This is a genomic window from Psychrobacter sp. H29 (genome assembly GCF_059073055.1).
Genome location: NZ_JCACRY010000001.1, coordinates 1945773 through 1970036, shown reverse-complemented (window position 1 = coordinate 1970036; position 24264 = coordinate 1945773). Strand labels below are relative to the sequence as shown.

General features: G+C 44.4%; 20 protein-coding genes. 5 read left to right on the top strand and 15 right to left on the bottom strand.

Annotated elements, in window-relative coordinates; all coding sequences use genetic code 11:
- Nucleotides 1–10 precede the first annotated feature (10 nt).
- Nucleotides 11–892 carry a translation elongation factor Ts gene (gene tsf / locus AC5JP1_RS07950; RefSeq protein WP_201607368.1) on the top strand — a complete coding sequence of 294 codons (882 nt, stop codon included), beginning with the start codon at nt 11–13 and terminating at the stop codon, nt 890–892.
- A gap of 225 nt (nt 893–1117) precedes the next feature.
- On the opposite strand, the gene AC5JP1_RS07945 is transcribed toward tsf, so the two are convergent.
- The 4 genes from AC5JP1_RS07945 to hflX form a co-directional block, all read right to left on the bottom strand.
- Complete coding sequence (locus AC5JP1_RS07945) at nt 1118–1930, bottom strand: lytic transglycosylase domain-containing protein (protein ID WP_493843731.1); 813 nt, start codon at nt 1928–1930, stop codon at nt 1118–1120.
- Nucleotides 1931–2549: 619 nt separating this feature from the next.
- Complete coding sequence (locus AC5JP1_RS07940; RefSeq protein WP_493843730.1) at nt 2550–3239, bottom strand: LrgB family protein; 690 nt, start codon at nt 3237–3239, stop codon at nt 2550–2552.
- Nucleotides 3240–3255: 16 nt separating this feature from the next.
- Nucleotides 3256–3690, bottom strand: coding sequence for a CidA/LrgA family protein (locus tag AC5JP1_RS07935; RefSeq protein ID WP_443525478.1), 435 nt, complete (start codon nt 3688–3690; stop codon nt 3256–3258).
- 329 nt (nt 3691–4019) lie between these two features.
- On the bottom strand, nt 4020–5447 hold the full coding sequence (gene hflX / locus AC5JP1_RS07930) for a ribosome rescue GTPase HflX (protein WP_493843729.1): 1428 nt from the start codon (nt 5445–5447) through the stop codon (nt 4020–4022).
- 306 nt (nt 5448–5753) lie between these two features.
- Between hflX and AC5JP1_RS07925 the strand changes: the two genes are divergently transcribed.
- Entirely contained in the window at nt 5754–6554 is an 801-nt protein-coding gene (locus AC5JP1_RS07925) for a lysophospholipid acyltransferase family protein (RefSeq protein ID WP_493843728.1), read from the top strand.
- A gap of 184 nt (nt 6555–6738) precedes the next feature.
- Here AC5JP1_RS07925 and AC5JP1_RS07920 read toward each other — a convergent pair whose 3' ends face one another.
- Both AC5JP1_RS07920 and AC5JP1_RS07915 read right to left on the bottom strand, forming a co-directional pair.
- On the bottom strand, nt 6739–7779 hold the full coding sequence (locus AC5JP1_RS07920; protein WP_493843727.1) for an aldo/keto reductase: 1041 nt from the start codon (nt 7777–7779) through the stop codon (nt 6739–6741).
- A 65-nt stretch (nt 7780–7844) separates the two neighbouring features.
- On the bottom strand, nt 7845–8342 hold the full coding sequence (locus tag AC5JP1_RS07915; RefSeq protein WP_493843726.1) for an FKBP-type peptidyl-prolyl cis-trans isomerase: 498 nt from the start codon (nt 8340–8342) through the stop codon (nt 7845–7847).
- Between the two features lie 182 nt (nt 8343–8524).
- On the opposite strand from AC5JP1_RS07915, the gene AC5JP1_RS07910 reads away from it, so the two are divergent.
- Nucleotides 8525–9181 carry a DUF1294 domain-containing protein gene (locus AC5JP1_RS07910; RefSeq protein WP_493843725.1) on the top strand — a complete coding sequence of 219 codons (657 nt, stop codon included), beginning with the start codon at nt 8525–8527 and terminating at the stop codon, nt 9179–9181.
- A 144-nt stretch (nt 9182–9325) separates the two neighbouring features.
- On the opposite strand, the gene lspA is transcribed toward AC5JP1_RS07910, so the two are convergent.
- The 4 genes from lspA to AC5JP1_RS07890 all read right to left on the bottom strand — a co-directional run bounded on the left by lspA (nt 9326) and on the right by AC5JP1_RS07890 (nt 15607).
- On the bottom strand, nt 9326–9964 hold the full coding sequence (gene lspA / locus AC5JP1_RS07905; RefSeq protein ID WP_493843724.1) for a signal peptidase II: 639 nt from the start codon (nt 9962–9964) through the stop codon (nt 9326–9328).
- On the bottom strand, nt 9957–12818 hold the full coding sequence (gene ileS, locus AC5JP1_RS07900) for an isoleucine--tRNA ligase (protein ID WP_493843723.1): 2862 nt from the start codon (nt 12816–12818) through the stop codon (nt 9957–9959). Before ileS ends, lspA begins: the two co-directional genes overlap by 8 nt.
- A 460-nt stretch (nt 12819–13278) precedes the next feature.
- Nucleotides 13279–13842 carry a protein disulfide oxidoreductase gene (locus AC5JP1_RS07895; protein WP_493843722.1) on the bottom strand — a complete coding sequence of 188 codons (564 nt, stop codon included), beginning with the start codon at nt 13840–13842 and terminating at the stop codon, nt 13279–13281.
- 127 nt (nt 13843–13969) lie between these two features.
- The gene (locus tag AC5JP1_RS07890) at nt 13970–15607 is read right to left on the bottom strand and encodes a carbon-nitrogen hydrolase family protein (RefSeq protein ID WP_443525495.1); all 1638 of its coding nucleotides are present in this window, start codon (nt 15605–15607) and stop codon (nt 13970–13972) included.
- Between the two features lie 549 nt (nt 15608–16156).
- On the opposite strand from AC5JP1_RS07890, the gene AC5JP1_RS07885 reads away from it, so the two are divergent.
- Nucleotides 16157–16786 carry a BLUF domain-containing protein gene (locus tag AC5JP1_RS07885; RefSeq protein WP_493843721.1) on the top strand — a complete coding sequence of 210 codons (630 nt, stop codon included), beginning with the start codon at nt 16157–16159 and terminating at the stop codon, nt 16784–16786.
- Nucleotides 16787–16880: 94 nt separating this feature from the next.
- Here AC5JP1_RS07885 and AC5JP1_RS07880 read toward each other — a convergent pair whose 3' ends face one another.
- The gene (locus tag AC5JP1_RS07880; RefSeq protein WP_493843720.1) at nt 16881–18323 is read right to left on the bottom strand and encodes an FAD-binding oxidoreductase; all 1443 of its coding nucleotides are present in this window, start codon (nt 18321–18323) and stop codon (nt 16881–16883) included.
- A gap of 345 nt (nt 18324–18668) precedes the next feature.
- On the opposite strand from AC5JP1_RS07880, the gene serA reads away from it, so the two are divergent.
- Nucleotides 18669–19895, top strand: coding sequence for a phosphoglycerate dehydrogenase (gene serA, locus AC5JP1_RS07875; RefSeq protein ID WP_443525500.1), 1227 nt, complete (start codon nt 18669–18671; stop codon nt 19893–19895).
- A gap of 106 nt (nt 19896–20001) precedes the next feature.
- Here the strand turns inward: serA and trhO are convergent, their stop codons facing one another.
- The 4 genes from trhO to metX form a co-directional block, all read right to left on the bottom strand.
- Complete coding sequence (gene trhO, locus AC5JP1_RS07870) at nt 20002–21075, bottom strand: oxygen-dependent tRNA uridine(34) hydroxylase TrhO (protein WP_493843719.1); 1074 nt, start codon at nt 21073–21075, stop codon at nt 20002–20004.
- Nucleotides 21076–21347: 272 nt separating this feature from the next.
- Nucleotides 21348–21929, bottom strand: coding sequence for a tetratricopeptide repeat protein (locus AC5JP1_RS07865; protein WP_443525504.1), 582 nt, complete (start codon nt 21927–21929; stop codon nt 21348–21350).
- Between the two features lie 387 nt (nt 21930–22316).
- A complete protein-coding gene (gene metW, locus AC5JP1_RS07860; RefSeq protein ID WP_319051870.1) occupies nt 22317–22934 on the bottom strand; it encodes a methionine biosynthesis protein MetW in 618 nt (205 codons plus the stop codon).
- Nucleotides 22931–24259, bottom strand: a complete 1329-nt coding sequence (gene metX, locus AC5JP1_RS07855; RefSeq protein WP_493844452.1) for a homoserine O-acetyltransferase MetX — start codon at nt 24257–24259, stop codon at nt 22931–22933. The genes metW and metX overlap by 4 nt, the downstream gene beginning before the upstream one ends.
- Nucleotides 24260–24264: the final 5 nt, after the last annotated feature.

Sequence of the window (24264 nt, the reverse complement as noted above, 5' to 3'; positions counted from 1 at the left end):
GGTGACTCTTATGACAGAAGTAAAAGTATCTGCCAAAATGGTAAAAGAATTGCGTGACCGTACTGGTCTTGGCATGATGGAATGTAAAAAAGCGTTAGAAGAATCAAACGGTGATGTTGAAGTTGCCATTGATAACCTACGTAAATCTGGTCAAGCAAAAGCAGCTAAAAAAGCGGGTAACATCGCAGCTGACGGCGCTATCATCATCGCTCAAGGCGAAGGCAAAGCATTCTTATTAGAAGTTAACTGCCAAACTGACTTCGTTGCAAAAGATGATAGCTTCACTGCATTTGCAGAAAAAGTAGCTAACCTTGCACTAGAAAACAACGTCACTGACGTTGCTGCTATCTCTGCATTGCCTTATGGCGATGGCCAAACTGTAGAAGAAGCACGTGTATCACTAGTACAAAAAATTGGTGAAAACATCCAAATCCGCCGCGTTGAAACGCTTGAAGGCGCAAACATTGCATCGTACCGTCATGGTCTACGTATCGGTGTTGTTGTGTCTTATGAAGGCGGTGATGCTGATACTGGTAAGAACTTGGCAATGCACATTGCAGCGTTCAACCCTGTTGCTGTAGATGACGAAGATGTTGCGGCTGACGTACTAGCACGCGAAAAAGACATCATCGAAGCAAAAGCAAAAGAATCTGGCAAGCCTGACAACATCATTGAAAAAATGATCGAAGGTGGCCTACGCAAGTACCTAGACGAAGTAACTTTACTGCGTCAGCCATACGTTATGGACAATGAGAAAAAAGTTGGTGACGTACTAAAAGCTGAAGGCGTAAAAGTACTTGGTTTCAAACGTCTAGAAGTTGGCGAAGGCATCGAGAAGAAGCAAGAAGACTTCGCTGCTGAAGTTGCTGCAACTCAGGCTGCTAACAAGTAAGCACGACGTATATTGGACAAGGCTGCGGGTGCTCAATGAGCACCCGCAACTTGGCTCTAATTTTTGCTTTAATCTAGAGTAGATCATCCAGACACAAAAAAGCCCGTTAATCTTTTAACGGGCTTTTTTGTGTCTGATTATTTAGCGAATATTTAGTTAGAGAATGTTTATTTAAAAGCTCTTTAGAGCTAACAATGCCTAGACCTAATAGCATGTAAACTTATTTTAGCGCAAAGCATCATAAGCTGAGTTGGCGTAGCTAGCACTATTCACATTACTACTGGTACCGTAACTGACATTTTGTAAACCGCTACCTGTAATGGTACTGCCTGTCTGATTACTAGCATTGATGCTTGCACCAGATAGACCTGCATCATTTTTATACAGGCTATGATAGCGGCTCATGACCTTTTGAACATAGTTACGCGTTTCTTTAAATGGAGGAATACCGCCGTATTTATCAACATTGCCTTCGCCAGCGTTGTAGCCTGCTATGGCATACTCGACGTTGTTGTTGAAGCGGCGCATGAGCCAAGCGATATATTTGGCAGAGCCTTCGATATTATCGGCAGGGTTCCAAGGATTACTTACTTTGAATCGACGGGCTGTGGCAGGCATCAACTGCATGAGGCCTTGAGCACCTACTGGCGAGCGGGCATTAGGATTAAAAGCAGATTCAGTATGCATCATCGCTTTCATCAAGCCTGGATCTACGCCATGACGTTCAGCAGAGGCGCGAATGTAGCTGTCATAAGCATTGCGGCTGCCGCTATTGCTAGCAGCGCTGCTGCCATAACTGTTGCTGCTACTGCCACTATCATACATTTTAGAATCTTTATAATAAGTGACTTTTACTTTTTTCGTAAATTTATCAAAATTTCCACTAGGGTTTACGTTGGTCAGTAATACTTGCCCACCTTTGTCTTTATAGATATACATATTGCCAGCATTGGCAGCAACAGAAAAACTAGACAGAGCAATTGCACTTAATAAAATAGGAGACAAACAGCGAGTAATCAAAGTAGCAGTATTTATCATAGTGTTATCACTTTTCATCGAATAATGGCAAATTGTTTTGACTGTAGACGCGTTGTTTTGTGCGTTTAAGCGGTTATCAGTAATGCCGGATTTTGTAGCTCATCATGAACATAGCTACTCAGCGGATACCACGTCTAATAAGAACCACTTGCAATAGATACAAAAAATAATAGTTGCTTACTATAACATATAATAACTTTTTGCCGTATCAGATTGTCAAAATAAGTTGTAAAATCAAGTTTTTACCATCGTACAATGTAAGGTATGTAGTACGCTATAGGTTCAGAGACTCGCCAGCAAAACCCTCATATCATGCGACTGCTAATTGCTTGCAGTCTATCTCTGAAGTGAATGCAGCAGTCTAACGCTCTAAAGTTTAATCATGATGACAATGTTTAAAAATAACGCTCAGAAATAGTATTTAGTTCAGGTAGTGTCAAAAATTAAAAACAGTGCTTAGAACAGAGGTTGCCACACATACCAAGATCAAAATCGTGTTCAGCAGTTGCCACACATACCAAGATTAAAATCGTGTTCAGCAACGGTAAAAACGACAACATAGCTATCGACCAGTTATTAGAGCCTGTTACTAAAGCCGGCAGTTAGAAAGGTCTAAGTGTTAAGCAATAAGGGCACTGATAAATACAGGTACCCAGACAGCAGTAACCAGACCATTGACAGCCAGTCCGAAGGCAGCGTAACGTCCAGCCGTATGACTGATTTGCCATGCCTCTACGGTACCAAATGCATGAGCGGCCAGTCCGAGCGCCAGCCCTTTGGCACGATCATCATTAACGCCGCGAAACAAAAAGCGCGCGACCGTGCCGCCGATGAGACCTGAGACGATAATAATGAGGTTAGCCATCGCTAATGGGGCCTTAATTAAGTCTGCGACACTGAGGCCAATAGGCGTGGTCACAGAGCGGGTAGCGAATGCCAGTATGGTGTCATGACTGAGCGAAAACAGATAAGCCAGCGACATGGGCAGTAGGGCGCCAACGACGCTAGCAATTGCAACGATTATAGACAGTTTTTTGACTGGTAAGCCTTTAAAGTTCATCGCTGCTAGTGGCACGGCCAATAGTACAGTGACATATCCCAAGAGATGATCGAATACGGGCTTGGCTACGCTATAGTAGTTGTTGTAGTCCCATTGCAATACAAACAAGAAGACCAGTACGAGAACGAGTGCGGTAATGACCATCGGTAACCAAGTCAATTTACGCGCCAAGACACGAGCAGTCACGTGTGCTACTAAAGTTAAGAGTACAGCCGCTAGGGTCGCCATCAATACGCTGTCAAAAGTCATAATATCTCTCCGCAGCTCACTGCTGTCCCTTTTGCTCATTAGTGGTCACACTATCAGCATTGGCATCTTGATTTAACCAACGGTTGGCTAGTATCGCAAGTCCCCACAGTGGTATGAGTGTACTGATCAGCATCGTTATCATCACTCCCCATAGCTCATCTCCTAACGCAAATAACAACAAGCCTGCACCCGCCGAAACGGGCAAAAAAGCGAAACCACTATCGACTAGCAAGGTGTTACTTGCTCTAGTCATCCAGTTGGGTAATCCCTTGCTCAGGCGCCATACCATCAAGATAACAAACATCGCGACCAATCCCACGATGTTGGCGGCTTTTTCGATACCAGCCATTTGGCAGAGAATGACAGCAGTTTCACGAACAGTGATAACCATGGTTAGCGTTAGGATTAACGCAAGCCACAGCGGTATATGTGAGGATTGAGTAGGCTTCATAAGTAGTGTGGCCAAGTCAGCTATAGATAGACTATATGCAAAAGCGAGTGAGTAATAGCATCAAGAATACTATAGAGAGGGTGATGTTGTGAATACCGTTAATTTTGAGATTCTGGCTTTTAGCTAGCTGATGCTATCTATCAATATTTGTTGAATGTATAACAGGCGATTATATAGAGAGTGAGCCAACTAATAAAGCGTACAAGCAACAGCAATGTATATCCAAAAAAATGGACGATATCGATTGATACCGTCCATTTATGATTGAACTATATACTAAGTACTATCTGGCATCACCCAATAATCAGTAGCCTTATCGGGATAAGGGGTTATTTTTCTGAATCTATCGCCTCAGAGCTCAGCGCATCAAACTCGTCAAACGCCTTTTCTTCGGCTTCTGTCATCGTCGGCTCTTCAATATCGTCTACCTTCTCGAATTCCTCGAGCACCGGCATCAATAGTGTGGCTTGGGCAAGTGGTAACACATCTATTGGTTTTAGGTTGGCTTGACCAAGTAGTTGTCGCAAACGATCACTTGGTAGGCGAATAGTGAGACACTCACGCCCAGTATCGTCATAGCTTTCTTCTAAGATAACGCCCAGCTCATACAAGGTATTTTTGAACTGTCCAGCATCGTAGGGCAAGGTCAAATCAAACGTAGTCAGCTTACCAGTAAGCAATTGCTGTACCGCAAGTGTTAGTCCTTCCATACCGAGGTTCTCTCTAGAAGAGACATAGACGCGGTTTGGCTGTCCTTCACTCGCATAGCCGATATGTGCAGGCTCATCAGTCAGATCGATCTTGTTATAGACATTGAGCACAGGCACATCGTTGTCGATCTCTGCCAATACTTCCTTGACTGCTTGAATTTGCTCATGCATGTCTTCACTTGAGGAGTCAATGACGTGCAGCAATAAGTCCGCCTCTAGCGTCTCCTCTAACGTTGCATGGAAAGACTCAACCAGCTCATGCGGTAGATGACGGACGAAACCAACGGTATCGACCAGCACCACGCGCCCAACACCTTGCCAGTCCAAACGGCGCAGTGTTGGATCTAGTGTGGCAAATAGCTTATCAGCAGCGTAGATATTTTCATCGACCAGGCGGTTGAACAACGTCGATTTACCCGCATTGGTATAGCCGACAAGTGAGATAGTCGGTACATCAGATTTTTGTCGACGGGCACGACCTTGAGCACGGGTTTGACGAACTTTTTCTAGTTTGCTTTTGAGTTGATTGACACGAGTCTGTAGTAGACGGCGATCGGTTTCAAGCTGGGTCTCACCAGGTCCACGCAGACCAATACCACCTTTTTGACGCTCCAAATGCGTCCAACCACGTACCAGACGGGTTGATAGGTGGTTGAGCTGCGCCAACTCTACTTGCAGCTTACCTTCGTAGGTACGGGCACGCTGTGCAAAAATATCCAAAATCAAACCCGTACGATCCAACACGCGACACTTCACTAGCGCTTCGATATTACGCTCCTGTGAAGGCGACAAGCTGTGGTTAAACAGTACGATATCGGCATCGTGTTCGCGTACCATTTCTGCAATTTCTTCTGCTTTGCCGCTACCGACGAAGTACTTGGCATCAGGACGTGAGCGTGAGCCCGTAACCAGTGCCAAACGATCGGCACCTGCCGAATCAGCCAATAGCTCAAATTCGCCCAGATCGTCAGGATCTTGAATTTGGCGGATGTCTAAATGTACTAAAATGGCGCGCTCGCCACCTTCATGTCTTTCAAAATAATCCAAAGAGTATCACCTATTTAATAAAGTAAATGTCTCGCTATCATCAGCTTAGTAAGCCTTATCGTAGCGTTTATATGGTTTTCTATATGTGGTCGAATCACTTGATATTAAAGGGCATTAGCATAATTAGCGATAGTTTTATGTTACAGCGTTTGCTGTGGATAAATGTTTATAACGCGGCTTTATTGCCTATTTTTATAAAAGTAAACACTCACTGAGTGAACAAGCTATCACTGAGCGTGCGAACTTTGCTATACTGGGCTCGTTTTTTGACTATTAAACACCCGTTATTTAATCATGAGGGCGCAGATGAGCCAAGCTAAATCAAGCTTTTCACTCAGACGACAGTTGGGCCGCGGCAAGCAAATCGCTGGTATGACCACGACCATGGTCGGCGGTTTACGTGCGGCACAGCGTATCGGTGCATTTAAGCAGCCACCACGCGAAAAACTACCACGCTATATTCAGACGTTTTGTCGCAAGATGGTAGGCTCGTTTGGGGTAAAAGTAGTTGAAGTTGAGCCTGTAGAGCAGCTTCACGGGTTATGGGTATCGAACCATGTCTCATGGATGGATATCCCTGTTGTTGGCACGGTAAGTCCAGCATTCTTTTTATCCAAAGCTGAGATTGGTGAGTGGCCTGTATTTGGCAAGCTCGCTCACGCCGCAGGGACGCTTTTCATTGAGCGTGGTTCCGGTGATGCAGGCTCAGTGTCATCACAGATTGCTGATTTCTTAGCTAAAGGTTTTTCGGTGGTATTCTTCCCTGAAGCGACCACAACCAGTGGTAAAAAAATCAAGCGCATTCATGGGACACTCCTACAATCAGCCATAGACGCTGATGTGCCTATCAGACCGATTATCATTGCTTATATTGATAAAGAGGGCACCTTAAGTGACGCACTACCATACTATGGCAAACTGACCATGAAAGAGAGCATGAAAAAAGTGCTCGATAGCAAAGATGTCACCGCTTATGTCTTACCATTAGCACCGATCGATCCAAAAGGCTGTACTAAAAGTGAGCTGACCAATGTATTGCAGGCACGTATGCAAGAAGGCTTAGCAGAGCTGCATTCAAGAGTCCTTAACACACCAGTGCAGGACTGATGGTTTGTAGTAGCGAGTGCTTATAGTGCTTGTAACGCAGTCTAGCCAATAAGCAGCCTAGCCAACAAAAAGGCGCAAACCGTGAGTTATATGACTCCGATTTGCGCCTTTTTTGTGTCAGTGCTAATAGGCTAAATACAATATCACGCAGTAAACGCTATCAGCACTTATGTCCTCCAACGAGCTATGGTGATGGATTAGGCTGCTGCGCATGTACCGCTTCAATAGCCTCTAACACATCTGCTGTCAGCTCTACATTGACACTATCGATGTTTGATTTGAGCTGTTCGGTCGTCGTGGCTCCAATGATGTTACTGGTGACAAAGTGACGAGAGTTCACAAAGGCTAATGACATCTGCGCCATGTCTAGACCAGCATCAGCGGCTATCTTGGCGTATTGCTCAGTGGCTGATTTGGCCTGCTCATTCACATAACGTCCGAAACGATCATACATCGTCAGGCGCGCACCAGCTGGACGTTTACCATCGAGGTATTTACCAGACAACACACCAAAACCAAGCGGTGAATACGCAAGTAGACCAACATTCTCACGATGGGCAATTTCAGCCATATTAACTTCATATAACCGGTTCAACAAACTATATGGGTTTTGCACAGTAATGGGTGCAATCAAGCCGTTTTTATCCGCTTCCCATAAGTAGCGCATGAGGCCCCAGGCGGTATCGTTTGATAAGCCATAAGCACGAATGCGACCTTTTTTGATCTCGTCATTCAGAGCCTGAATGGTCTCTAGAAAGGGCGTTAAGTCATCTAATGACTGCGCTGCCATGTCTTCTGAGTAGCCGCGCTGACCGAAAAAGTTTGTTTTACGCTCAGGCCAATGCAGCTGATAAATATCGATATAATCAGTTTGTAGGCGCTCAAGGTTGCCGTCAATAGCGCTACTGATATGCTGCGCGTTAAAGCGCGTTTGACCATCACGCAAAAAATCCATGGGTGATATTTTGCTAGCAAGAACAACTTTGTCACGCTGTTTGGTCTTGTCAAACCAAGTACCCATGAATCGCTCGGTATCACCCTGTTTGTCTTTGTCTGGTGGTGACGGATACATCTCGGCAGTATCCCAAAAATTCACACCCTCAGAGAGTGCCATGTCCATTTGCTCATGTGCTTCGGCTTCATTATTTTGCTGTCCCCAAGTCATCGTACCTAGACAGATCTTAGATACTTTTTCATCGAGTTGCGGTAATATTTGATACTGCATGCAAGTCTCCTTTTTGACTGTTTTTTATCGATATTTATTTTTAGAAGGGTTGTACTTATTGATGTTTACATCAATTGGATACCAGTAACACCAGGCGGTGTGACCTTAAAGACTTTTACTTTGAATAGCACATCTTGCCCTGCCAGTGGGTGATTAAAGTCTACTTCGACTTGGTCCTCATCGATGGCGCTGATCGTACCGGGTAGGGTGTTCTTGCCTTTGTCTTCGAACTCAACCATCATACCAATCTCTGGGTTTTCAGCGACGAGTGCAAACTGAGTACGGCTAAAGTGTTGGATGTTTTCAGGATTCCATTCGCCAAACGCTTGCTCTGGCTCAAGGTGCGCAGTACGAGTGTCACCGGCGCGTAGGTTCATCAGTACTTGCTCAAAACCAGGCAACAAGCTCTCATCACCGATAGTCAATGACACAGGCGCATCTCGATTAAAGGTTGAGTCGATGATGGTTCCGTTTTCTAATGACACTTCAAAGTGTAGCTTTACAAGGCTACCGTAAGCGATACGAGTGTCTTCGTTTGGATTAATAAATTGAGATTGAGTCATAATAAAAGCCATCGGTTGCTAGAATAAAAGAATAGAAAATAATGAGTTGGACTGTAGTGTTTTTAACTAGACTATTATAGTGTAAGAAATAATAAGCCATCTAAGGCCAGATGTAAGCGTCAATAATGTAACGCATATGGTGTACTATAATTGGCAATTCTAAAAGATATGAGGTGTCGGTAGTGAATAAACAACAGGGCACTGTCAAAAAATGGCAGGATGACAAAGGTTTTGGCTTCATTGAAACTGAGACAGGTGAGTCTGTTTTCTTTCATGTGAGTGAGTTTAGAGCGCAGCGCCGTCCTGATGTTGGCGAGCAAGTCGTTTTTAGTATTGGACAAGACGATCAAGGGCGCAGGCAGGCCAAGCAAGTACAAGAGCTTGGATTTGTACAGCAAAAAATGGCGCAAAAGAACCAGCAGATCCGTCAGCGCAATCAGAAGCGTAACCATCAAGCAGAGTTTGAAGCAGGACAGAAGAAACGCTCGTTCCTTGGCATTGCCTTTTATAGTGTCTTAGCCTTATTAGCAGCGACAGATAAGCTGAGCTGGCTGGTGGTCGGCTGGTACGTCGTGCTAGGGGTTATTACTTATGGCATGTATGCCAAAGATAAGGCGGCCGCGCAAAGTGGCGACTGGCGTACGCCCGAGTCAACCTTGCACGTGCTGAGCGCGCTTGGTGGTTGGGTAGGCGCGCTATTGGCTCAGACGTATCTGCGTCACAAATCACAAAAGCCTGAATTTCGTGTGACTTATTATTTGACCGTTGTCATCAATATGGCAGGGTTGTTGTTTTTATTGGCAGGTGGTGGATTAGAGACGTTGACAGAGTTTTTCTAAAACGTTATCAGTAGGGCTTTGGTCGGTAGCATCAATACCTTTGCGATGAAAGTAATAAATAGGTCGAAAAAAAAAGGTGGATTACGAATACGTAACCCACCTTTTTTATTTATAAGTTGAACTAACGTCTCTAGTTATAGACGGTTATGACCTTGGCATTTCACGCTTTTTTTCCAAAAACAGCATATCGATGATAATCAGTACAACACCGATAGAAATACCAATATCCGCGATATTAAAAATTGGATAATGCCAAACATCAGCATAGTGCACATGGATAAAATCAATCACATGACCATGCAATAGACGATCGATGAGGTTACCAACTGCCCCGCCCAATACTAAAGCCAGACCAAATGATAGCAAGGTAGCCTTGCGCGGTGCTTTGATCAGATAGACAATCAAGACCAGTGACATGAGTAATGCCAATCCTGAAAAAAACCACTTCTGCCAACCGCCCGCATCCGCTAAAAAGCTAAATGCCGCACCGTAATTATAAGCGAGTGTCCAATTGAGAAATGGCTCGATTACTGGCACTGGATCGTGAAAGGTCAGTTTGGTTTCTGCCAGCCATTTGGTCCATTGATCGATAATGACGATAATTATCGCCAGCGCATACCACATAAAAGCGCGACTGCCGTTAGCTACCATCTTTGGCACTTTAGTCAGACGACTTCTAGGCATGGTCGAGCTACCTGTGGTCGCATGAGCAGGCTTAGGAGAATGGTCAACCTCAACCTGCGAGTCATGCTGGCTATCAGATGAATCCGTTGGGTTAGGCATAGTAACGCACCTCGCCGTCGCCACTGACGTTGGTCACGCAGCGCGCGCATAGTTCAGGGTGCGCGCTATCTGTGCCGATGTCATCACGAATGTGCCAGCAGCGTACGCACTTAGTACCGCTAGCTGCACTTACTTGTACGACCAAGTCCACAACCTCTTCTGTATTCTCTGCGTCCGCATTGTCTGTCTGCTTGACGCTATCGGCAGATGCTTCACTCATCGGTTTTAGAGCTGCCTTGCTGGTAATCAATACAAAGCGCAGTTCTTCACCCAGCTTGGCTAAGCTCTCATGCATCGCACCATCAGCATATAGGCTGACATCAGCAGACAAGTTAGCATTGATGATTTTTTCGCCACGTGCGGTCTCAATATGTTTGTTTACCATGTCTTTGGCAAACATAATGCGCTGCCAGTCATCGTTGCTGATGGCACTCAGCTCAAACGCTGGGAACTCGTACCACTCTTGAGTGAATACATAGCCGCCTTTGTCCGCTTCACGTTGGTTCAGCACTTCCCATGCCTCTTGCGCCGTGAATGACAAGATTGGTGTGATCCAGCGAATCAGTGCATGAGTGATATGGTAGATGGCCGTCTGTGCAGAGCGACGCGGCTGTCCATTTGCCTGCGTGGTGTACTGACGATCCTTGATAATATCTAGATAGAAACTACCCAAGTCTTGCGAGCAGAACGCCGTTACGTGCTGCGTGACCTGATGGAAGTCCATCGCATCATAAGCACTCATGATTTGCGCTTGTACAGTTTGCGCACGCTCAATGATGAATTTATCAAGGCTAACCAACTCATTGATGTCAATGCTGTCAGTAGCTGGATCGAAGTCATCGGTATTGGCAAGTAAGAAACGCAGAGTGTTACGGATACGGCGATATTGATCTATTGCCCCTTTAAATGATGCTTTACCAGCGCTCATCTCATAACGATAATCGCTAGACGCAATCCACAGACGCAGCATATCCGCGCCCGTTTTATTGATCTCTTCTTGCGGGGTGATGATGTTGCCCAATGACTTACTCATCTTACGACCGTTTTCATCGACCACAAAACCATGGGTCAATACCTGCTTGAACGGTGGACGCTCATATATGGCTTCTGAGGTCAGTAGAGAGGTCTGGAACCAACCGCGATGTTGGTCAGAGCCTTCTAGATACATATCAGCTGGATTGGTCAGCTCATCGCGCTGGTCAAGTACCGCAAAATGCGTCGTGCCTGAATCGAACCACACGTCCAACGTGTCCGTTGCTTTGTCATAGTCAGCCGCTTCATTGCCTAAGAAGTCCTCACAGCTGGCATCAAACCAAGCCTCAACACCGCCCTCAGCGATTTTTTGTGCGGCAGTTTCCATCAGTTCAAGCGTGTTTGGATGCAGCTCGCCTGTTTCTTTGTGCGTAAAGAACGTAATTGGCACGCCCCACGTACGTTGACGTGAGATACACCAGTCAGGACGACCATTCATCATCGCCTCGATGCGGTTCTGTCCCCATGCTGGTGTCCAGTTCACTGACGGGATGTCAGCAAGCGCGCGAGCACGTAGACCCTGAGTTTCCATGTTGATAAACCACTGCGGGGTCGCACGGAAAATAATTGGCGACTTATGACGCCAGCAATGCGGATAGCTGTGCTCGATTTTGGTATGGCTGACTAAGTGTCCATTGTCATGTAAAGCAGCGATGATTTTTGGATTGGCTTTATAGATGTGCTCACCTGCAAATACCGCCGCGCTATCTAAATAAACGCCCGTACCGCCTACTGGGTTTTCAACAGGTAAGTTATATTTTAGACCCACGATATAATCGTCTAAACCGTGACCAGGTGCGGTATGTACCAGACCAGTACCACTATCGGTAGTGACATGATCGCCCAAGATGAGTGGCACTTGACGGTCTTCAATCAGTGGATGCTGAGCACGTAGGCCTTCAAGCTCACTACCTGAAACAGTTGCTAAGATACCGTTGTTGTCTAGTTTGAGCTCACTCAATGCAGTTTCAACCAGATCAGCAGCCAGTAGCAAGTTGCCCTTTGAAGTCGCAACGACACTATAGTTATGCTCAGGATGGACTGAGATTGCTTGGTTAGCAGGTAGTGTCCACGGCGTGGTCGTCCAAATAACCGCAGCGATGTTATCTGCAATATCTGCCAATGCGGCTATTTTGTCCGTATCAAGTACATCAAAACTGACATAGATCGCGTCAGAGACCTTGTCTTGGTATTCTACTTCAGCTTCTGCGAGAGCTGAGCTACAGTCCAAGCACCAGTTGACTGGCTTCATACCGCGAGTCACATGACCATTGTCATAGATTTTGGCAAGCGCGCGTACGATATTGGCTTCTTGCGCGAAGTTCATGGTTAGATAAGGGTTGTCCCAATCACCAAATACCCCTAAACGCTTGAAGTCTGCCTTTTGCAGTTCAATCTGCGTACTGGCATATTCGCGGCATAGACCGCGAAACTCAGTTGCTGAGACTTTTTTACCCACTTTACCAACTTTGGCTTCGACCTTTTGTTCGATCGGCAGACCATGACAGTCCCAACCAGGGACATAAGGCGCGTCAAATCCTGATAGCGTTTTTGATTTGACGATAATGTCCTTTAACACTTTATTAACTGCATGACCCAAGTGAATCTGACCGTTGGCATACGGAGGGCCATCGTGCAAAATATACTTAGTCGCACCAGTACGTGCCTGACGAATTTTACCGTACACGTCATCTGCTTCCCAAGCAGCCAACCAATCTGGCTCGCGTTTGGCAAGGTTCGCACGCATCGCAAATGGCGTGTCCGCAAGGTTTAGCGTATCTTTGTAATCTTGGCTTGGGGTATCAGTGCTTTTATCAGTCATAGAAGATATCTTTTTAAAAGGTAGGTTTGTGTGTCGGTTCAAAACCGGCTACAAGGCTCGATTTTCAGTGTGGTTCAATTCAGTGTGGTTCAATATAATACTGAGGGTCACGCGGTATTGATAATGCTTAATTACGAATAGTAGGTATATTGCTCATGATAGTCGGTTTATCAACCGTCATACCAGTAAATAGCCATTATCGCTTATTAGCCCATAAATAGTTATGTCAATAATAAATGGTAATGAGACGATTGCAACATAAAATATGCTTGTATAAATAATAGGAAAAAATATTTAGATCGGCAGCTATTATATGACAAAAAGGGTAGGGTAAAAAGAGCTGAGCAATCTCATCCTCATTTTGACCAATATCAACCGTTTATCTAGGTTATATGTCGTTGATAAGAGTATAACGATGACCTCTTTTTGAAATGATTTTTAAAAAAGTCAGGTTCAGTCGCTAAAAAACAGAGGCGAGCCATAAGCGTAGCTTCAACGACCATAATGGCTGTATGCCAGTCAGTCCTTGCGTCATTTTGCCATTTTCTAACACCACATATGATGGGGTAACTTGCCCTTGCCAATCGTCAAAGATATCGCCCTCTTGATCATTTATCGTCCTAAAACTAAAATCGTTTTCATCAAGGTAGCTATGTAAGTCCAGATCAGAGCCTGACTGGACAGCGATAGTGACAACAGGATAATTATCTGCCGCTAGCTTATTGATGGTAGGTGAAGTAAAGCTACAGACTGAACACCATGTACCCCAGAAGTATACTAGTGTCGGCTGTTCGTAACTCAACTCAGCCAGATCAATAGTCTCTCCCTGATAATCAGTCAGTTGCAATTGCGGACTGGCTGGCATGACTGGTTGTCGCCACCAGTTGACCGCTGTATAGATGACTGCGAACATCAAGCCATATATCACGACCGTTTTTAGGATAGATAATATCTTTTGCTTTGTTGTCTTGGCAGGGTTTACTTCTTGATGCTTAACTTCTTGATGCATAGTATCAATTGTCATTACGTCAGCTTTTTGGTTTAAACAAGTCTATTTAATAAATGAGTGAGTAGATAGTAGATAAAAATAAACGGCTGAAAATCAGCCGTATTATTTATAAAGTCTACTATAAGTGCGCTACGTCAACCTATTACGGCTTTTGCGCGCGGTTTTGTAGCGGATCACCGATGAGTACGCTACCTGAGTTTTCACGGCGCTGCTCATCAGTTAATTTGCTCGCTGGAACTTTGGATTTTCGCTTCCATTTCAAGCTAAACAAGTCATCACGGCGATCAATCAAGTTATGTACTGAACCTTCATGGCGGACATGAGTAAGTTTGTCTAAGTTTACATCAGAGAAGAATACCATCTCCGTGTTGGCAGTGGTTTCTGCCATAATCGCATCATGTGGGAACGCAAAATCTGACGGTGAAAAAATCGACGACTGAGCGTACTGAATATCCAAGCTCTCTACTTGTGGCAAGTTGCCTACCGAGCCGCAAATCATGACATAGCATTCGTTCTCGATCGCACGCGCTTGGGCACAATGACGTACACGCAGATAGCCGTTTTTGGTGTCTGTCCAGAAAGGTACGAATAAAATATCCATATCGTCAAGTGCCATCAGACGGGCAAGCTCAGGGAACTCAACATCGTAGCAAACCAAGATACCGATGCGCCCAGCATCTGTGTCAAACACTTTGACTTCATCACCACCTTCGATAACCCAAGCACTGCGTTCATGCGGGGTAATGTGGATTTTGCGTTGTTCTTCAACCGTACCATCGCGGCGACACAAGTAGCTGACGTTGTATAGCGTATCGTCTTCATCCAAATACGGCATAGAGCCTGTAATCACATTGACGTTATAACTGACCGCTAAGTGCGAAATCTCGTTTTTGAACCACTCGGTATAACCCGCCAAAAAGCGAATGGCAATATTCTGATCTGTTTCTTCACATAGTCCCATCAATGGTGCATTAAAGAACTCAGGCAAGCACGCGAAGTCTGAGTTGTAATCAGCCATGATATCGACAAAGAATTCAACCTGTTGTAGTAGCTCTTCAGGAGATTCAACTTCACGCATCTGCCACTGAATACCACCGATGCGCACTTCAGACTTGCGTGTGTTTGGCTTGTAGTCTTTAGGCTCATAATAGATGTTGGCCCACTCGAGCAAGGTAGCAAAGCCTTTTGATTGCTTATCGTCTGGTAGATAAGCGGTCAAGATACGTTTGACAATAAAGCCATTTGATAACTGAAAAGACAGCGCTGAATCATGAATTTCGCGGCTTTCGACTGCATCAATGTACTCGCCTGGGGTCAGGTCTTTATGATTGTGGTAATTAGGAATACGACCGCCAGCAAGGATAGAGCGAAAATTCAACTGACGACACAGCTCTTTACGAGCATCATAAAGACGACGACCTAGGCGATAGCCACGATAATCAGGATCAATCAGCGCGTCCAAACCGTAAATTGCATCACCTTCAGGGTTGTCTCTAATGATTTCTTTTTGCCCAATCAAATCATCATAGGTGTGCGGGTTAGAGAATTTTGCATAATCTACACGCATCGAGAGCACGATACCGATTAATTGGTCATGGTCAAACAAGGCAATCTGACCTTCAGGAAAAGCATCAATCAAAGTATGAATGGTTGTCTTTGACCATGCACCGCCTAAGTTTACATAGACACGATCCATCAATGCTTTGAGTTGCGGGTAGTCTTTTTTCTTAATCTCAGCGATTGTAAGATGAAAGTCGTCTAGCTTTTCAATTTTGCTCATAATATTCCTGTATTAAGTCTCTACTAAATTTGAGTACGTCTAAGATAAAGGTATCAAAAACTATATTCTGTCAATTTTTTATAAAAAAACCAATAAAAATATGTCAATAACCAGACAGAGCCGTTACAATGATTTATTGCCGTATTTACAATGGGTTATAGTCACATCTTACACAGTATAGTTCAGTATGTTTGAGGTTTATTTTGGCTACTATAGAGCAGTAAACGGCAGTAACTATTGCATGCTGTACTGTGTGATCTTTATCGCATCATCAATAGCGAAAAAACATAATCATACAGTGCTTTCATAACGGTTATTGTTTTGCTATTTATTATATAAATACATAATCTAAGTAATATCTATCAGTACCTTTCATTTTGCTTGCTATGATAGCAATCTGCAGAGGTAATAATAGTCCTACGTAGTAACTATTTGCTACGTTTGTGTGAGTTAGTATCTTTATTTACTTCAGGCATAGTATCGTTTTGCTTGTTTCATTTAGCCGTATTTATCGCAGCCGTATTTATCGGCTTTTAGGATTGTTTTATTATGCCCTCAAATCGTAGCAATAGAATCAAGAGATGGGAAGATATAGAAGAATCAGCACTGGTCCAGCTGGTCTATGTGAGTACATTGACCATCAGCTCACGCCTGAATACTTCTATTTTTGATGAAGTAGAAGGACATGCTCGTAATTACAACGAGCAGCACAGTATTACCGGTACTTTATGCTATGGCAATGGTCATTTTTTACAGTGTATCGAAGGCGAGAAAAGACACGTATTTGTGCTCAAAGAGCGTATATTTGCGGACAGTCGTCACAAAAACATCGAAGTATTGTTACTGGAAGTGATCAATCATCGTAGCTTTACTGATTGGCGTATGCGTTTACTGTTTTTGGAGCGCTGGCTATGGTCGCCTGCTACCAAAGAACAAGCAGCACAGCTGTCACCGTTTTTGCCATTTGCACCGCACGGTTGGTCATCTGATCGTACAGAGCGGTTTTTGCAAACAATCAAAACCTTTGATAGTCCACCGCATATCAAAGCGGCAGGCATTACTTACAATGCATTGGGTAACATGTTTCGCCATATTGCAGCACCGCATCAGGCATTTTTGATCATTCAAGGGTTTTTAAGTGTGTTACTGGTCGTCGCGCTGATACTGTTATATTTATAAACGATAGATATTAGCCATAAAAAAGACGCTAAGCCTGATGGTTTAGCGTCTTTTTTGTGACAAAGCATTGGAGTATATTTGTGCACTCCAATGCTTACATATCAAAAATCTTACCACGGTTCATAATGTTATTTGGATCAAATACTTTTTTGATATCTCGCAAGTAATTGATCTCAGTTTTGCTGCGACTATATTGTAGATAAGGCTTTTTTGTCATACCTACGCCATGCTCAGCAGATACTGAACCGCCGTATTTTTGTACGGTTTCAAACACGTGTTTATTCACTACCTGACACTCTGCAAAGAAATCATCCTTGCTCATGTTCTCAGGTTTTAAGATATTAAGGTGCAAATTGCCATCGCCGATATGACCGAACCAGCAGACTTCAAAATCTGGATAGTTAGTGCTCACAATACTGTCGATCTCTTCGATAAAATGAGGCACATGACTTATCAGTACAGAGACATCATTCTTATAAGGCGTAAACACTGAGATGGTCTCAGAGATGTATTCACGCAGTTTCCACAGTTCAGTCGCTTGTGCCAAGCTTTGGCTCATCACACCATCGACGACCCAGCCTTGCTCCATACAGTGCTCAAATATAGCCATGGCCTTATCCATGATAGGCTCATAAGGCGCTTCGAACTCTAGTAGGGTATAAAACTTGGTACGTGATTCAAACGGCTCTTGTACTTGACCATGTGCCATCAGCTTATCAATGGCCACATCATCAAAGAACTCAAACGCGGTCAAATCAATCTGTGCTTGAAAGGCAGAGAGTACATTCATGACATCATTAAAGCTGTCCATGCCAAGCACCATGACGTTTAAGTCTTGTGGCTGACGCTCAAGCTTAATCTGTGCATGGGTAACGAGCCCAAGCGTACCTTCACTACCGATGAACAATTGACGCAAATCATAGCCAGTAGCGTTCTTTACCATGCCGCGGTTGAGGTGCAAGATATCGCCTTTACCCGTGACGACGGTCAGCCCCATGATCCATTGACGAGTCATGCCATAGCGAATGACTTTGATGCCGCCTGCGTTGGTGCCGATATTACCACCCATCTGACTAGAACCTGCCGAAGCAAAATCGACAGGGTAGTATAGCTCTTTTGATTCAGCGAACTGTTGCAGCTGCTCTGTGATGACACCTGCTTCAATCTCGACCATACGATCAGCAGGATAGAACTGCCCGATACGGTTCATTTTATCCATACTAACGACAATCTCACCGTTGGCTGCTACTGCACCAGCAGACAGTCCAGTACGACCGCCACTTGGGGTCAGCACGACGTTGTGCTCATTAGCCAGTAGTACAATGGCTTGTACTTGCTCAGTGCTTTTTGGAAAGACGATGGCAGCGGCAGCAGGGGCGAAGTGCTTGGTCCAGTCTTTGCCCCAATGCTCTAAGCTCTCCGCATCGGTTTTGATTTGGCTGGGGTCAAATTGATGAGTGTCAGTCAGTGTGCTCAAGATCGTTTGCACAGCAGTGGTGTTGGTATCGGATATGGGCTGATCGGTAATGGTCGTCATGGTCAACTCTCAATATTAGCGTAAGCACGATGCTAGGAATGTTGGTACTGCTTATTATATAGCGAAACAACTATAAATTCAGTGATGAGTCCGCTCGTGATAACAATAAGTGGGTGGCGGTTTTTACAAATAAGAAGCGGTCAATGATAAAAAAGCAGTTCGATAGGTTTTAAGTAGAATGATTCACTATAGCATAAAAATTTTTCAGGCTTGATAACCAATAATTCATCTAATCTGCTAACATCGACCTCAAATTTTGTGTAAGATATCGGGACTGTTTTCGTTTCATCCATCATAGATTATCCAACAGATAATCTTATAAAACAATTATAGGACAGTTCTCATATGGCGTTATCACTACAAAAAGACAAAATCCGGTTTTTATTGCTTGAAGGTCTACATGACAATGCCCTAAAAGTACTAGAAGGCGCTGGTTATCACAACATCGAGAATATCAGTCACGCACTAGACAAAGATGAGCTGATTGAGAAAATCAAAGACGCTCATTTTATCGGTATTCGTTCGCGTACTCAGCTGACGCGCGAAGTACTTGAGCATGCGCACAAGCTTATCGGCATTGGGTGCTTTTGTATTGGTACCAACCAAGTAGACCTAGAGGCAGCTCGTGACTTAGGTATTCCTGTCTTTAACGCGCCATTCTCGAACACCCGTTCGGTGGCTGAGCTGGTACTGGCCGAAGCCATCATGCTATACCGCGGTATCCCTGAAAAGAATGCCACTGTACATCGCGGCGGCTGGGGCAAGTCTGCGACCAACTCACACGAAGTGCGTGGTAAGACTATTGGTATTGTCGGCTACGGCTCTATCGGCTCGCAGTTGTCTGTGCTGGCAGAGAGCTTCGGCATGAAAGTTATCTATCATGACGTCGTGACCAAATTGCCGTTAGGTAATGCGGTACAAGTAGGCAGCCTAGAAGAGCTACTATCAACGGCTGATATCGTGACCTTGCATGTACCTGATGTGCCAAGCACTCGCTATATGATGAAAGCGGAGCAATTCGCTCAAATGAAAGACGGCAGTTACTTTATCAACGCGGCACGTGGTACCTGTGTCGAGATTGATGATCTGGCGGCTGTGCTTGAGTCTGGTAAAGTATTGGGAGCGGCTATCGATGTGTTCCCAAAAGAGCCAAAATCAGCGGACGAAGAGTTTGAGTCACCACTACGTAAGTTCGATAATGTGATTTTGACGCCGCATATCGGTGGGTCAACGCAAGAAGCTCAGGCCAATATCGGTCTTGAAGTCGCAGATAAGTTCGTTAGATACTCTGACCAAGGTGATACAGCGACTGCGGTAAACTTCCCAGAAGTGTCTATTCCGTTCAAAGAAAACTCGCATCGTCTGCTACATATCCACAAAAACGTACCAGGTGTACTATCGCAGATTAACCGTTTGTTTGCTGAAGCAGGGATTAACATCCTAGCACAGAGCCTAATGACGGAAGGTGATGTTGGTTATCTAGTCATGGATGTCGATTACAATGACTCAACAGCTGCACTAGATCAGTTAAAAGATGTGGAAGAGACTATCCGCGTACGCATTTTATTCTAATATAGTCAATTCATTAGAAAAAAGTGACAGCGTTAACCTCGTTTGAAGTTAAAAAAAGAGAGGCTCTATTTAATAGAGCCTTTCTTTTTATTTTGCCAAATCTAAACTAGTTGGCTTTTGCTTTATTGGCAGCTTCTGCTTGTAGACGCGCTTCAGTCTTAGCGACTTTACGCTTTTCGATGACGTCTATTACGTCACTACCGATATGAGCTTCGCCGCGTTGTTTTGCCAACTGCATTTGGTGCTCACGCTCACGGAAGCGAGCTTTTTGCTCATCAGTTGCTTTGTCGATACAGTGTGGGCATGACTCACCTTTGATATAGGCTGGACTCTGCATATCATCGGCAGTGATGGGCATACGGCAAGCAAAACATTGCTCATAGCTGCCTTTTTCTAAATTGTGATTGACCGATACACGGTTGTCAAAGACGAAGCAATCACCTTGCCACATAGAGTCGCTGGCAGGAACTTCTTCTAGATATTTTAAGATACCACCTTCTAGATGATAGACCTCTTCAAACCCTTGCTCGCGCAAATAGGCAGTAGATTTCTCACAGCGAATACCGCCCGTACAGAACATAGCGACTTTTTTGTGCTTGGTGGGGTCCAGCTCTTTTGAGACGTACTCTGGAAACTCACGGAAGGTTTCCGTATTTGGATTGACCGCATTTTGGAAAGTGCCGATTTGCACCTCGTAATCGTTACGCGTGTCGATCAAGGTGACCTCAGGATCTGAGATTAGTGCATTCCATTCGCTTGGTTTTACATAGCGACCAACAGACTCCAAGGGGTCGATGTTTTCTACGCCCATGGTAACGATTTCTTTTTTTAGCTTTACCTTGGTACGATAAAACGGCTGTGCATCAGTATAAGACTCTTTAAAAGTAAACGTACCAATGGCTTCAATACTGCGTAGATAGTCAAGTACAGTGTCGATACCTTGGCGCGTACCAGAAATCGTCCCGTTGATGCCTTCACTTGCCAACAACAACGTACCTTTTACATCGTTACCCAGCATAGTATTTAGGATAGGCTCACGATAGTGCTCAAAATCGGCAAAGCGTGTGAACTTATATAATGCAGCAACGACGATATTATTGGTAATACTATCGTAGACAGGTGCTGACTGGTTATCCGTTATCGCGTTTTCTTTGGTATTACTATCTTGGTTAGTGCTCATGTCTCTCTCCTGCTAGCTAGGTCGCAAACCTAGTGCAATGGTAATAAAAAAGTAGATATATATAACATTAGCTCAATTGTGGGATTACTAATGCGCGGTAGTGTAGCAAATTTTAATAAGGTTTTGAATAGCTTATCGTGTTTGAGCCGAAACCGTTAAAAAGGATCGGCAGTTTCTCTACAAATTGACAGTTTCTTCATAAGATAAAAAACAAAAAAGCCCAGTAAAATACTGAGCTTTTTTATATTCAATGCGTCACGAAAAACTAGCGTTTATTTACTCTGGAACCAAGTGTCTGCTTTGGTACGTGCGCTGGCAATGTCATCACTTGATAAGTTTAATGCCAACTGACCGATTTTACCGCGTGCTTTATTACGGACTTTTTCATCTAGCATGCCATCACGGGCAGCCAAATCATACCATTTATAAGCATCGACCAGATTCTTTTGCTTTTCATCTAATAGGGCAAGTGTATAGCTGGCACGGTTATCACCACGCATGGCGGCTTTCTCCAACCACAGACGTGCTTGTTGCAGGTTAGGCTGTACGCCTTCACCGCGTAAGTACATAATAGCAAGGTTTAGCTGAGCAGGAGCAACGCCTTGTTGAGCCGCTTTGGTGTACCACTGGATTGCTTGTTGGGTATTTTGGGCAATACCTTCACCTTTTTGCAAACGCTTGGCTAGATAGAATTGAGCGTGATCGTTGCCTTGAGAAGCACGACTAGACAACTCGCTAATAGGCATAAGCTCAAAACGTGAGGTATCAAGCGGTACATTTGATATTAACTCAGCATTGGCTAAACCAGCACAAGAGAATAATGCAGTAAACAACGCAGCTTTTAATAATTTCATAGCAGCTCCAAAATTAGGTAGTTAATAAGCAAAAAAATTGTACCGCCAAAGTGTTTTAGACGGCGATAACAACTAGGTGACATCTTGCGATATGAACTTACCTAATCATTAGCAATGGGTTTTATCATTTTTGTATCGTCGCTTGAACCCCAATAATTAGACAGACGGTCGTAATAGTAGGGTGGCTGACAACATTTTGCTAGCTTAACACCCAAACTTACGAAACTCAAATACTAATTACAAGATTTCATAGCCATCTATACCTGATTGTCCCTATTAAAATCATAGAGTTACTATAAGATAATAACCAATTAACGGTTTGACGGGCGCGAATATCTACTGATGAGCACGTTGTTATTTGCGTCAGTATAAATCAAACAACTGACATTACTTCGGTTTTTTCTTCGTTACTCGGTAGATAGCAACATCTGCTAACAAATTAGGCGCTTGGCGTATGAGCGCTTTCATCAATGGCGTATGTCCTTTCTCAGAATCACTAACAGCAAAACGATTGATGATATGAATATCATGCTGCGCGCATAGCTGCTCAAAGTCCTTGAATGTACACAGATGAATGTTTGGGGTGTTGTACCACTCGTAAGGTAAGGCTTCTGAAACAGGCATCATGCCTTTAAGCCCTAAATGGATACGGTTTTGCCAATGGGCAAAGTTAGGAAAGGTAATGACCGCTTCACGAGCAACTCTCAACATATCCAGCAATAGCACATCAGGGGACTTTACCGCTTGCAGGGCACGCGCCATGACCACCGTATCAAAACTGTCATCAGCAAAACGTGCCAATCCATCGTTTAGGTCTTGCTCAATAATCGATAAGCCATTACCAATGGCCTCATTGATTTTGTCTTCATCAATCTCAAGCCCGTAGCCTGTTACGCCCAGCTTGTGTTGCAAATGCGCGAGTAGTTCGCCGTTACCACAGCCCAGATCAAGTACGTGTGCTTGCGGCGCAATCCAGCGCTCTGCCAATTGGTGATCCATTCTCATGAGCGCTCTCCTGTGACTTGGCGGCTAGGGGTAATAAAAGGCGCCGTCAAAAATCCTTCGACCGCACCCATGTAGCGTGGGATATCAAATAAGAAAGAGTCATGACCATGCGGGGCATCAATATTGATATAACTAACGGGTTTGCCCGTTGCCATTAGCGCGTCCACAATCTCTTGTGAGCGCTCAGGTGCAAAGCGCCAATCGGTGGTAAATGATACGACTAGATATTGACACTGTGTATGAGCGAGAGCAGCTTTGAGCGCAGAAAGCTCTTGCTGACGATCAGATTCAATCTCTTCAATAGAGGTTACCGCACCTTCTAACTCATTTTGCGTATTTTTCTTATCGGTCTCAACAGCCGCTGCGATTGAGTCCTCTAGCGGTACAGCAGACTCTGTACTATCTTTTGCTACGGCTGATGGGTAGCCACGTGTCGGATCAAAGTAATCTAAGGCTTTGGTCATGAGCAGATAGGTATTGGCATCGAAGTTTTCGCTAAAGCGTTCGCCTTGATAGCGTAGGTAGCTTTCAACCTGAAACTCAACATCGTAGCCATACATAAATTTGCCAGATTTTAAGTCACGGCCAAATTTGGCTTTCATCGCGTCATCAGTCAGATAAGTGATATGACCGACCATGCGTGCCAGTATGAGACCGCGGCGAGGGTATGTACCTGCCTGAATATAACGCCCATCCTTAAAGTCAGGATCGGACAATATAGACTGACGTGCGACTTCGTTGAAGGCGATATTTTGAGCAGATAGCTTTGGCGTACTGGCGATAACCACACAGCGTTTGAGTCTGTCTGGATAATCAACAGACCATTGTAGCGCTTGCATACCGCCCATTGAACCACCAACGATGGCGTGCCAAACGTCGATACCTAGGCGATCTGATAACATGGCTTGGGTTTTTACCCAGTCTTTAATGGTGATGAGCGGAAAGTCAGGGCCATAAACTTGTGGCTCATCGCTGCTTTTTGTATTGCTAGTATCTGAGTTAACGCTATCTGGATTGATAGTAGTAGGACCTGTCGAACCAAAACAGCTGCCGATATTATTGACGCATACCACATAGAATCGATTGGTATCGATAGCTTTGTTGGGACCAATCATATTGTCCCACCAGCCCGCTTTTTTGTCATCGCTGCAATGAAAACCTGCGGCGTGATGGTTGCCTGATAGTGCATGACAAATCAAAATAGCATTTGAGTGGTCGCTATTGAGTGTCCCATAAGTCTCTACCATTAAGTCAAAAGAGGGTAGAGTCCGGTTGCACTCTAGGGTCAATGGTTCAGAAAAATGGTAGTTCTGTGGCGTAACAATACCAA

Bases quoted from the DNA above. Each gene is read 5' to 3' on its own strand.
- tsf (WP_201607368.1), top strand. From the start codon at position 11: ATGACAGAAGTAAAAGTATCTGCCAAAATGGTAAAAGAATTGCGTGAC.
- AC5JP1_RS07945 (WP_493843731.1), bottom strand. From the start codon at position 1,930: ATGATAAATACTGCTACTTTGATTACTCGCTGTTTGTCTCCTATTTTA.
- AC5JP1_RS07940 (WP_493843730.1), bottom strand. From the start codon at position 3,239: ATGACTTTTGACAGCGTATTGATGGCGACCCTAGCGGCTGTACTCTTA.
- AC5JP1_RS07935 (WP_443525478.1), bottom strand. From the start codon at position 3,690: ATGAAGCCTACTCAATCCTCACATATACCGCTGTGGCTTGCGTTAATC.
- AC5JP1_RS07925 (WP_493843728.1), top strand. From the start codon at position 5,754: ATGAGCCAAGCTAAATCAAGCTTTTCACTCAGACGACAGTTGGGCCGC.
- AC5JP1_RS07920 (WP_493843727.1), bottom strand. From the start codon at position 7,779: ATGCAGTATCAAATATTACCGCAACTCGATGAAAAAGTATCTAAGATC.
- AC5JP1_RS07915 (WP_493843726.1), bottom strand. From the start codon at position 8,342: ATGACTCAATCTCAATTTATTAATCCAAACGAAGACACTCGTATCGCT.
- lspA (WP_493843724.1), bottom strand. From the start codon at position 9,964: ATGCCTAACCCAACGGATTCATCTGATAGCCAGCATGACTCGCAGGTT.
- ileS (WP_493843723.1), bottom strand. From the start codon at position 12,818: ATGACTGATAAAAGCACTGATACCCCAAGCCAAGATTACAAAGATACG.
- AC5JP1_RS07895 (WP_493843722.1), bottom strand. From the start codon at position 13,842: ATGACAATTGATACTATGCATCAAGAAGTTAAGCATCAAGAAGTAAAC.
- AC5JP1_RS07890 (WP_443525495.1), bottom strand. From the start codon at position 15,607: ATGAGCAAAATTGAAAAGCTAGACGACTTTCATCTTACAATCGCTGAG.
- AC5JP1_RS07885 (WP_493843721.1), top strand. From the start codon at position 16,157: ATGCCCTCAAATCGTAGCAATAGAATCAAGAGATGGGAAGATATAGAA.
- AC5JP1_RS07880 (WP_493843720.1), bottom strand. From the start codon at position 18,323: ATGACGACCATTACCGATCAGCCCATATCCGATACCAACACCACTGCT.
- serA (WP_443525500.1), top strand. From the start codon at position 18,669: ATGGCGTTATCACTACAAAAAGACAAAATCCGGTTTTTATTGCTTGAA.
- trhO (WP_493843719.1), bottom strand. From the start codon at position 21,075: ATGAGCACTAACCAAGATAGTAATACCAAAGAAAACGCGATAACGGAT.
- AC5JP1_RS07865 (WP_443525504.1), bottom strand. From the start codon at position 21,929: ATGAAATTATTAAAAGCTGCGTTGTTTACTGCATTATTCTCTTGTGCT.
- metW (WP_319051870.1), bottom strand. From the start codon at position 22,934: ATGAGAATGGATCACCAATTGGCAGAGCGCTGGATTGCGCCGCAAGCA.